At 51.8% G+C, this 10,331-nt stretch carries 9 protein-coding genes; 1 reads left to right on the top strand and 8 read right to left on the bottom strand.

Annotated elements, in window-relative coordinates:
- Positions 1-95 precede the first annotated feature (95 nt).
- The 8 genes from nrdA to O6D90_RS25725 form a co-directional block, all read right to left on the bottom strand.
- Positions 96-2,411, bottom strand: a complete 2,316-nt coding sequence (nrdA, locus tag O6D90_RS25755) for a class 1a ribonucleoside-diphosphate reductase subunit alpha (RefSeq protein WP_270956666.1) — start codon at positions 2,409-2,411, stop codon at positions 96-98.
- 77 nt (positions 2,412-2,488) lie between these two features.
- Positions 2,489-3,058: a hypothetical protein gene (locus O6D90_RS25750; protein ID WP_002214145.1), complete on the bottom strand. Its 570-nt coding sequence runs from the start codon at positions 3,056-3,058 to the stop codon at positions 2,489-2,491.
- A gap of 10 nt (positions 3,059-3,068) precedes the next feature.
- Positions 3,069-3,815, bottom strand: a complete 747-nt coding sequence (locus tag O6D90_RS25745) for a hypothetical protein (RefSeq protein WP_270956665.1) — start codon at positions 3,813-3,815, stop codon at positions 3,069-3,071.
- Complete coding sequence (locus tag O6D90_RS25740; RefSeq protein WP_047722240.1) at positions 3,805-5,721, bottom strand: AAA family ATPase; 1,917 nt, start codon at positions 5,719-5,721, stop codon at positions 3,805-3,807. Before O6D90_RS25740 ends, O6D90_RS25745 begins: the two co-directional genes overlap by 11 nt.
- Positions 5,718-5,954: a hypothetical protein gene (locus tag O6D90_RS26275; RefSeq protein WP_000107766.1), complete on the bottom strand. Its 237-nt coding sequence runs from the start codon at positions 5,952-5,954 to the stop codon at positions 5,718-5,720. Before O6D90_RS26275 ends, O6D90_RS25740 begins: the two co-directional genes overlap by 4 nt.
- Complete coding sequence (locus tag O6D90_RS25735; RefSeq protein WP_047722239.1) at positions 5,951-7,036, bottom strand: metallophosphoesterase family protein; 1,086 nt, start codon at positions 7,034-7,036, stop codon at positions 5,951-5,953. The genes O6D90_RS26275 and O6D90_RS25735 overlap by 4 nt, the downstream gene beginning before the upstream one ends.
- Before the next feature lie 176 nt (positions 7,037-7,212).
- Positions 7,213-7,707 carry a GNAT family N-acetyltransferase gene (locus O6D90_RS25730; protein WP_060570061.1) on the bottom strand — a complete coding sequence of 165 codons (495 nt, stop codon included), beginning with the start codon at positions 7,705-7,707 and terminating at the stop codon, positions 7,213-7,215.
- Positions 7,708-7,782: 75 nt separating this feature from the next.
- The gene (locus tag O6D90_RS25725) at positions 7,783-8,427 is read right to left on the bottom strand and encodes a hypothetical protein (RefSeq protein ID WP_270956664.1); all 645 of its coding nucleotides are present in this window, start codon (positions 8,425-8,427) and stop codon (positions 7,783-7,785) included.
- A gap of 744 nt (positions 8,428-9,171) precedes the next feature.
- Here O6D90_RS25725 and repA point away from each other — a divergent pair.
- Entirely contained in the window at positions 9,172-10,236 is a 1,065-nt protein-coding gene (repA, locus tag O6D90_RS25720) for a replication protein RepA (protein ID WP_047722236.1), read from the top strand.
- Positions 10,237-10,331 lie beyond the last annotated feature (95 nt).

The following is a 10,331-nucleotide window of genomic DNA, read 5'->3' as shown; positions in this document are numbered from 1 at the left end:
GAATGTTATCGAGTGGCTTTAAACAAATTGTTATCTTATTGGTTTAAACAAGGTACTCAACTCAATGAAAAGGTGGGGATTTCTCCCCACACTCATCAGATTTTGCACGCGCCATCGCACTCATCTTCTGGCTCAACAACCTCCGCAACTGAAGGTTCGGACACCTGATCGTCGTCGTCACGCTTACCAGCGCCATCACGCGTGTTGTGGTAATAAAGCGTCTTCACACCTTGCTGATACGCAAACAGCAGATCTTCCAGCAGCTTCATCATTGGAACCTTGTCGCCAGGGAAGCGAGTCGGGTCGTAGTTGGTGTTCGCAGAGATGGCCTGATCGAAGAACTTCTGAATGATGGCCACCTTAGTCAGATAGCCGCGGTTATCAGGCATATCCCACAGGTACTCGTACTGGTCTTTCAGTTGCGCGAAGTCCGGAACGACCATCTTCACGATGCCGTCTTTGGAAGACTTCACGGACACCGGGCCGCGGGGCGGCTCAATACCATTGGTGGAGTTGGTGATCTGGCTGGACGTCTCACACGGCATTTGAGCGGTCAGAGTGGAGTTACGCAGACCATGCTCACGGATACGGCCACGCAGTTCTTCCCACGGCATTTTCAGCTCGAAAGAGGTCTCCGGGTTGGTATCCAGCGTTTTGCGATAGTGGTCGACTGGCAGCTGGCCCTGTGCATATTTGGTGTGGGAGAACCAGTCACATGCACCTTTCGCTTCGGCCAGTCGGCAGCTCGCATCGAGCAGGTAGTACTGAATGGCTTCGAAGGTCTCATGCACCAGCTGGTTGCCTGCAGCGTCAGAGTAGTTAAAACCGTTCTTCGCCAGATAGTAGGCAAAGTTTGTCACGCCAATACCCAGACTACGACGAGCTTTAGCCGGGATTTCTGCAGCAGCCATCGGGTAGTCCTGATAGTCGAGCAGAGAGTCCAGTGCCGCCACAGCGTAAAACGCCACGTCTTTCAGTGAGTCCAGCGTGCGGATCGCGCCCAGGTTGAACGCAGACAGAGTGCAAAGCGCGATTTCCCCGTTCGGATCGTCAGTGAACGCCAGTGGCTTGGTCGGTAGCGTGATCTCCATACAGAGATTGGACTGGTGTACCGGTGCAATTTCCGGAACGAATGCGCCGTGATCGTTCATGTGGTCGACGTTGGCAATGTAAACGCGACCAGTAGAGGCACGCTCCTGCATCAGCGTAGAGAACAGGTCGACGGCCGGGATAGATTTCTTACGAATGCTCTCGTCGGCTTCGTACTTCAGGTACAGCTCTTCGAACTTGTCCTGATCAACAAAGAACGCGTCGTACAGGCCCGGCACATCGTGTGGGCTGAACAGCGTAATATTTTCGTTGCGCACCAGGCGGCGATACATCAGACGGTTAATCATCACGCCATAGTCGAGATGACGAACGCGGTTCTCTTCAATGCCACGGTTGTTTTTCAGTACCAGCAGACTTTCAACTTCCAAGTGCCAGATCGGATAGAACGCTGTAGCAGCGCCGCCGCGAACACCGCCCTGAGAGCAGGATTTCACAGCTGTCTGGAAGTGTTTCAGGAATGGAATAACGCCAGTGTGGGTGGCCTCGCCATTGCGGATCTCACTTCCCAGCGCACGCAGACGCCCAAAGCCAATACCAATGCCCGCGCGACGTGACACGTAGTCAATGATTGCGGAAGACGCAGCGCTAATCCCTTTCAGACTATCAGCTGCTTCAATCAGCACGCAGCTGGAGAACTGGCGAGTAGGGGTGCGCACGCCGGCCATAATTGGCGTTGGCAGAGACAGCTTGAATGTACTGGTCACATCGTAGAAGCCTTTGACCATCTCCAGACGCGTCTTACCGGCGCAGCCATCTTCCCAATTCTGGAACAGGCACATGCCGACCAGCATGTAGAGTTGCTGTGGCCCTTCGTAGATAGCGCCAGTTACTCGGTTTTGAACGAGATACTTGCTCGCCAGCTGCACGGTGGCGGCATAGCCGAAGTATTCGTCGCGCTTAGGCTTGATGTACACGCCCAGCTCGGCAATTTCTTCCTGAGAGTAGTACTTGAGAAGGTCTTCATCGTAAACGCCACGACTGACGTTGCTGACGATGTGATTGTAGAAATTCGGGTAGTCATACTGGCCGAAGGCGTCCTTGCGGATCTTGAACAGGCTCAGTCGCGCGGCAACCTGCGAGTAGTTCGGGGTTTCCGGAGAGATCAGATCGGCAGCGGACTTCACCAGCGCTTCATGCAGCTGGCAGGTGGTCATTCCGTCGAAAATGCTGGCAGCGGCGCCCATAGCGACAGCAGACGCGCTAACGTTGCGAATGTTTTCGACTCCCCACATCACAACGCGGTTGTATTTTTCCTCTGACAACGGCTCTGTGGAACCGTTACGTTTTACGATGCTTATCATGTATCACCCAATAAAAAAGGCCACTAAATATAGTGGCCTCATGTTAATAGATAAGCACCTACCTATCAATTACCGACTTATAAAATTCCTGCAAGAACATCGCGAACCTGACGGAATTGATCAGTTTGCATACCGGTGTAAATCGACGCGACAGCGTCCGCAAGGTGCTCGTTTTTATTCACCAGCACTTCCTTACCAGATTGCTTCCGGCGCAACCACGGGGCGTTTGGCTGCTTCTGCGTAGCCCACTGAATGATCTCTTCCTTCGACGTGGTCAGCTTATTCCCGACATAGTGCTTAATCTCGTTTGGCGTGACCTGTATCAGTGGCTTATCCACGCACGCCAGTACGCCAATGCAGATGCCGTATGAGGTTTGTGCGCGACTGGACTGGCTACCAACCGGCAACTCGCAAAACACCATATGAGCCTGCTCGATTATGGGCTTGGCGGTACGCCAGATTTCGTTAGCGCGGCGCAGATCGTCGCTGTTTACGCGAACCGTCTTCTTGTTGCCACCAGCTTTGGTTTCCACCAATGTCAGGCCATGAATGTCCAGCTTATCCGTTTCCAGATCCAGCGTGCCAATCGCCAGGCCAAAATTGCTCATTGAAGGGTCGACGCCGACCACACGAATGGTTTTACTCATTTTGGTCTCCTTACCACGTAGCCCAGGTTGGGCATTCCAATAGTTTCTGTTCAAGTGTCTTCTCCGGCTCGCGAGTTGGCGGCTTCGGAATGTCGCTAACAACATGAATGCTATCGTTGGTTAGAACGCCTGCAGCAATATCTGCATCAATCATGCTCTGGCCGATGAAATGCCGCATGATGTCGATCAGATGGCGTGCAGTCGTTTCATTCGCGCTGAATACATGGGGGAGAAGAACTTCAATAACCGCTACTTCACATCCCTCCTCGTATAAGCAGAGTTTCGCCCGCTTTGAAATTGGCGCGTGTCGGTCATAGTCAACAGAGAAGCTGACGAAAGCAGCACCAGGCATTGCAACGTGATCCGCGCGTGCGTTAGCGTGTCGAATCAGATTAGTGAATGCGGTGCTGATGTGCGTCTCCATCGCATTGAAGAGCGCATTTTCTTGGATGTTCAGCGTTCCGGTTTCAGGAATCACAACGAACCCCGGCCCAGAATGTGGGAGATATCCACCTTCCGTAAATGGATTAATAAGGATCGGCGCAGTGCTTCCTGACGGCAGCATAGACAAACTCGGCATCAACGGAGTCGATGACAACAGACTGGTTAATACCGAGAACTGGTCGTCATTGATGTTTTCGTTTTTCCACAAAAGTGCAGGCGCAGCTGCTTTTGCCGTATGGTGGTTTATCAGCTTTATAGACTGCATCACGGCAAACATCTGCAAAAACTGCGTTCGGCTCAAGTTAAACGACATAGCTGCGACCCTCTTTGACTTCGACTGTGATGGTTTCCCGGAACCACGATTTCATCTCTTTGTGGGAAATGATCATCACTGTGCCGCGTTCACGCGCTTTGGCTTCCAGAATCCCCATGAGACGCTCCAGACCGGCAGTGTCGAGCGCGTCGTCAATTTCATCCCCGATAAACAGCTCGATATTCTTACTGGCGCGACTGGCAACCAGATCCTGCAAAGCAAGAGAGCACGCAATGCGTACCTTACGCTTCTCGCCACCAGACAACGTCTGGAAGGATTTGCTGGAGCCTGTTTTGGTTACGCTGATATTGAATTTGTCGCGATACTCGCCTTTCTTCGTTGTCTCCATTGTCGACCATTCGGCAACGATATTGCCGTCCGACAGCGTGTTGAGATACTCCGCAGTCCTGATGTTCAGGAAAGGCGTAACAGAAGTCAGGATGTGTGAACGCACGCCAGATGGGGAGTAAACCTGGCGAGCTTTCTCCAGCAACAGAGCCTGTTCCTGAATGCTTTTTAACTCTTTTTTAAGTACTGCATGATTAGATTTATTGGCAGCCAGGTTGTCTTCATGGCGCTTAATGACAGCCAGAAATGGGTTTACCTCTGCCATGATGCGATTCACGTCAGTACGCGCCCGCGCCACCATCGCTTCGACGGCCACAACTTCACGTTCGCGATGACGCAGCGCACTTAGCTCATTGGTCAGGCGTTCGATTCTGGCGATGATTTCTGAGACATCGGGTGTGGCCGCGACCAGTGCAGACTCGATGCCGAGCGCTTTCTCAAGACGAGCTTTGTGTTGAGCCACTGCCGCTGCTGATGCCTGCGCCTGGCCGATCTCATTACGCGCTTGTTCAATGAAACTCTCCTTCACGGTGGACAAATCTTCTTCGCAGTAGGGCTTTCCGCACGTAACACAAGGTGCTCCGACCTTTGTGTTGACCTCTTCTGCTTTGCTTTTAAACGAGCGAGCACGGTTCATGGACTCGTTCTGTGCCGCTTCTGAAGTGCGGATGCTTGAGCGGATCTCCGTAATCGCACCGCGCACCTTCAGCAGTTTGGCGTCATGCTCTTCTTTGGAGGCCAGCTTGCTGCGTTCGCCAGCAATCGCGTTTTCCGTATCCCGGATCTGTTCCGGCAGCGAGCGAATTTCCATCACGACTTCGGACAGCGTTACCTCCGCGCCAGCCAAATCGACGCGGGCCTTGTCCAGACGTTCGCCGCGATCGCGTTCCCAACTATCAGAGGACGCTTTGGCCGCCTCAATCTCTGACTGCGCGGTCTCGATAAGCGTGAGACAGGCGTCCATTTTGGATTTGGTAACATCCATGCGTGCGGCAGCTGCATTAGCACGCTCGCGAGCAATGGCATAGGCTCGCGTTAACCGGTCGACGCCAGCGGCTTCTTCAACGATGGTTTTGAGGTTCTTGTCGGACATACCCGGCAGATCTGGCATTGCTTCCTGACTGGCGTAGATGGACGCCATGAACACCTCTTTCGATGCACCAATCAGGCGTTCAACGAACTCCTGCGTCAGTGTGTCTTTGCCTTTGGTCATATCACCGTCTTCGCCACGGACGATCAGCCGGTTCTTGAACTCTTTGTGTTTGCGGTGGCGAATGATGGCGTAACGCTTTCCTTCATCCTCAACAGTCACCATCACGCGACAGTTTTTCTCGTGGCCTGTAGAGAGCACGTCGTCACCTTTGACGCCATGCGCAGTTTCGCCATACAGACACCACATCAGGCTGTTCATCAAAGTCGATTTGCCCGCGCCATTGCTGGCAGCGGAAGAGTCGCCACTGTTAACACCCTGAATGAGCACCAGACCGCGTTGGTCTAACTCAACTTCGGCGCTGGCTAACGCCATGAAGTTCTCAACCTGGAGCTTTAGAAATTTCATACAATGCCTCTAACTTTTTGATTCAAATGCTGGCCTTTTCGCAGTTGAAACTCCGTGTGGGCTGGGAAAGATCGGCGTTTCAGTACGCCTTGTTTGCTCAGTCTTCCCAGATAAAACGCCACAGGGTTTCCGTTGGGTGGGTAGGGCTTGTGGAACATCACCGTCTGGCCTCGTTCAAGTCTTTTCATCGTGGAGATGAAGTCCCGAAAGCTCCCAGAATGGCTCGTACTCACATTGCCTCCGCACTCTCCGCTTCGGTCAGGATCTCCTGACACAGCATGTCCAGCTTGCTCAGGTCGAAGCCGCCGTCAGTGTCGTGAACAATCTTGCAGTACGCCGCGACGGACTCGCCCAGGCTGTCTATTTTGCTGGTCTCCGCAGTACTGGCAGTGCCTTCCATCATCGATGCCTTGCGGATGAAGTTGCAGACGACACCCTTCGCGCCCATTGTTTTCAGGACGTTCTGGATTTTGATGCCTTCTTCATCGCTCTCCACAACGGCACGGAAGCGCACGTAGTTACCGCGAATTTGGTCGTCTTCCACATCGTCCTCAAGGTTGACGAACTTGGGTGCGGAGGTTTCGTGGTGGGTGAATGTGCCGTCAGGGTTGACGATCATGAAGCCAGCCAGCGAACCAACATCGCCCCAATTCTGGTGCGTCAGCGCCCCGATGCTAACCACTCCAGGCAGCACTTCTTTGTGGTTGTGGTAGTGTCCGGACAGCAACAAACGGAAGCCGATATCTTTCAGTTCCTGTGCGTCGATGCCGACATCTGGCATGGTGGGGATCGCTTTGTTGATCGAGGTATGCACAACGACATCGTGATTGTCGCCATCCAGCCCGGAACGCAGTGTTTTGAGGTCGCTGATAAGCTCTGCGTGATTATTGCGCCAGCTAATCAGGTGGACGGTTACGTCGCCCATTTTGATGGAGTGAGGACGTTTGCCGCAGACGATTTCCACACCGATTGAGCGCAGAGAGGCAGCTGCGTTGGCGCTGTATACGGAATCGTTGGTTTCGAGGTCGTGGTTGCCGGCCAGCATAACCACTTCGAGGCCCAACTCTTTGACGATCCACTCGTAAGTTTCTGTCACGAAATGCAGGACGGAAGGCGATATAGCACCACGAACATGGAAAGTATCACCAGCCACCAGCATGTGCTTGCAGCCCGCAGCTTTCATGGCTTTGGCAGCTTCTTTCGTGGCGTCCAGTTGGATCTCCAGTCGAGAGTTCAGCCCGTCAGCGTTTGTTGTCGCAAAAGCATCCCAACGATGATAATGGGGATCTGATATCACCCCGTATGGCAATGTCATGTGTCTTTTCCTTTGTGGTTATTTTGATACAGATGTTAAGCGTGTTTGAGAGGCGAACAACCCAGACAACACGGCACAGAAGAAAATCTACAGGCACATGATTATGACAAAATATATAAGTAAATACCTACTTATTTTTATGGTGGTGACAATATCTCAACCGTATGGGGGGCTTATTACTTCGGATCGCGAAACAGCATCTGCGTGCCTTTGGGGGACGTGTCGAAAAGGTGAAAACCTCTGCGTTTTAGCATGTCGGCCATTTGCGAGGATTTGACATAGCACTTCGCCATCATCGGCTGGCTCGGGTTTGAATCGATCATGTCGGACAGCAGCATTGACCCATAGCCTTTCCCGCGTAGATCTTTGACGATACTGATGGCACGGAGTTCAAGTCGTGGCGCACCGGTTGGATCGAGTGCGGCACAGAACCAGATTAGCCCTGCTTTTTTGTCATCAGAACGGCGCAGCAGGATGTAGATAAAATGCCCCGAGTATTGACCCTGCTCGTTCGTCTTGATTGCCAGCCTGGTCTGCTTCTCAAAGGTTTTACAGCCCTTAGACGTGAGGATTTCTTCGTAGAAGTGACCTTTACGCGCGCCGTCTTCAAACTCACCCATGATAAATGGCATGTCTGCCACAGTTGCTGCCCTTGAATAAAATTCACTCATGTATTAATCCCTAAAGCTCTCAGTGTCTTTCTAAGACACCATATTTTATGCCCCGGTAAAACCATGAGTTTACGTTTAAAACGTCTCAGGGGGCTTCTGACGCGCTACGCTGATGTTTATTACCCCAGCTTTTGGACGAGGGTCGACAAGATTCAACTCTTCAGCACTGTGATACTCCGTATCGAACTCCCGATCGACATGGCGAATGTAGATGGCCGTGAGAAGGCTGTCGTCGTTCAGGAAGTGTCCGTAGGATTTGCGGATCACTTCGCCAACCTTCTCGATCTTCTCTCCACCCATGCAGAGATGGTTAAACCGGCTGTGTTTCCGCAGCATCTCATGCACCGGGCCTGAGTAGACCTTATCGACTCTCCCGAACCGGATGATATTTCCAGTATCAGCCTCAACCAGACAAACGAGCTTGCCAGGTTCGACCCGGTCTCGCCATGTTACACCAGAGCGGAGTGTGTTGAAGTAGGGAGCGTCTAATCCGATGATCGGTTTACGAAATGCCATCAGTGGCACGTAACGTATGCAACTATTCAGGTGGAAGTGCGCACCGGCGTCGTGGAGTTTGAGCCGGGTTTCGTTAATCGGGCACTTCGACGCAATGCCACACAGGTCGCAGAGCAACTTCTGTTTGTTCAGGCTAGTGTTCGATTCAATGGTGTAGGAGCCATCTTCAAGACGGCGAACCCAGCGCGTGCGTTTGAGATCCATAATTCTTATTCAAATAGTTTTGTCCTGGGCAACGATAACTGACAAGGCGCACCGATGTTTGCAAATGCCTGTTTTACTTATACCCATTATTCACAGGACCGATCCAATAATTAGATCCCCAGAGAGATCCTACAGAAGATCAAAAGAGATCCCCGATCGTCTCCAGCCGTTGCGGTTACTGGCCTGAGAGGGGGTTACTATCCACTATGGGGAGGAAAATAACCTCTGTAGAGAGCATAATAACCGCTATGAAGAGCAAAACAACCTCTCTGGAGAGTGGTCGGTATCCACTGTAGTGAGTAGGAGACATTGTCTTAACTGGATAACTCAGTGCCTGTATTTCTACGTCAGGTGGCTGATATTCATAGAGATGTTGGAAGTTTTGCGTTCAGGCGTGTTTGTTTCGACCACACATCATCCCCAGAAGGGGAGTGATGGCTGGTTTTGCAATTACCTGATTTTTATACACAGGCCCGATCCAGTAATTCAGATCCCAAAGAGAAACAAAGAGACCCACAAAGACCCAAAAAGATCCCCGCACCCCGCAAACCGTTGTCCCACAGGGCCTTAGAGGTGATCGATATCCACTATAGAGAGAAGATCAGCCACTATGAAGAGCAAACCAACCACTGTAGAGAGTAGAAAAACCACTATAGGCGGTAGGATAACCGCTGTGATGAGTGCTACTATCCACTGTAATCAGCAAAGGCCACCAAAGCGGTCGAATAAAAAGAGACACTTGGAATGAGTGAAAACGGCAATAAAAACATAGCGATCGTTGAAGCATTCTCAGAAACAGACAAAAAGACCGGTGAAGTTGTTACGTTAGTTCCTAACACCAACAACACAGTTCAGCCTGTTGCTCTGATGCGTCTTGGTCTCTTTGTTCCGACGCTGAAATCGACCGCCAGGGGCAGAAAGGGGCAAATGGTCTCTATGGACGCCTCTGCTGAACTCAAACAGCTGTCTCTGGCCAAAGCCGAAGGGTACGAGGACATAAGGATCTCCGGCGTTCGTCTGGATATGGATAACGACTTCAAAACGTGGGTAGGCATCATCCACGCGTTCGCCAAGCACAAGGTTGTTGGCGACACCGTCACGTTACCGTTCGTCGAGTTCGTCAGGCTCTGTGGCATACCAACGGCCAGATCGTCCGCGAAGTTACGCAAGCGCCTGGACAGTTCTCTAACTCGTATTGCCACAAACACTATCTCATTCCGCAGTAAAGGCTCTGATGAGTATTACGTGACGCACCTTGTGCAGACAGCAAAGTACAGCACAAAGAACGACACGGTCTCGCTGCAGGCTGATCCTAAGATTTTCGAACTCTACCAGTTCGACAAAAAGGTTCTTCTGCAACTCCGGGCAATTAACGAACTCTCCAGAAAAGAATCCGCGCAGGCGCTCTACACCTTCATCGAAAGTTTGCCACCTGACCCGGCACCAATCTCGTTGGCTCGCTTACGCGCCAGACTTAACTTAACCAGCCGCACCATTACCCAGAATGCGACAGTCAGGAAGGCGATGGAGCAACTTCGGGAGATCGGCTATCTCGATTACACCGAAGTGAAGCGCGGCAGCTCGGTCTACTTCATCATCCACTATAGGCGGCCGAAGTTACGCCCGGCATTGCCACCAGCTAAAGCTGCGCCGGAAGAACCAGAAGAGCAGGAAGATAGCTTGCTTGGTGATGATCAGGAGGACATCATCGATGTTGTTCCTGAAGAAAAAGACGGTGAGATGGTCATGTTGAGCAAGGAAGAACTGGCGATTCTCGAAGAGCTACGCAAGGCAAAAGCTCGCAAATAGCCCAACCACTGTAGAGAGTAGAAAGGCTCACTATCCACTGTAGTGAGCCTTTTGTTTATCTGAAATCCGCTATCCACTGTAGTGAGTAACAACAA

Source organism: Citrobacter sp. 21OH12SH02A-Citro, assembly GCF_027919895.1.
Taxonomy (GTDB): domain Bacteria; phylum Pseudomonadota; class Gammaproteobacteria; order Enterobacterales; family Enterobacteriaceae; genus Citrobacter; species Citrobacter braakii.
The sequence above is the reverse complement of the archived record's forward strand: the minus strand, read 5'-3'. Positions and strand labels throughout refer to the sequence as shown.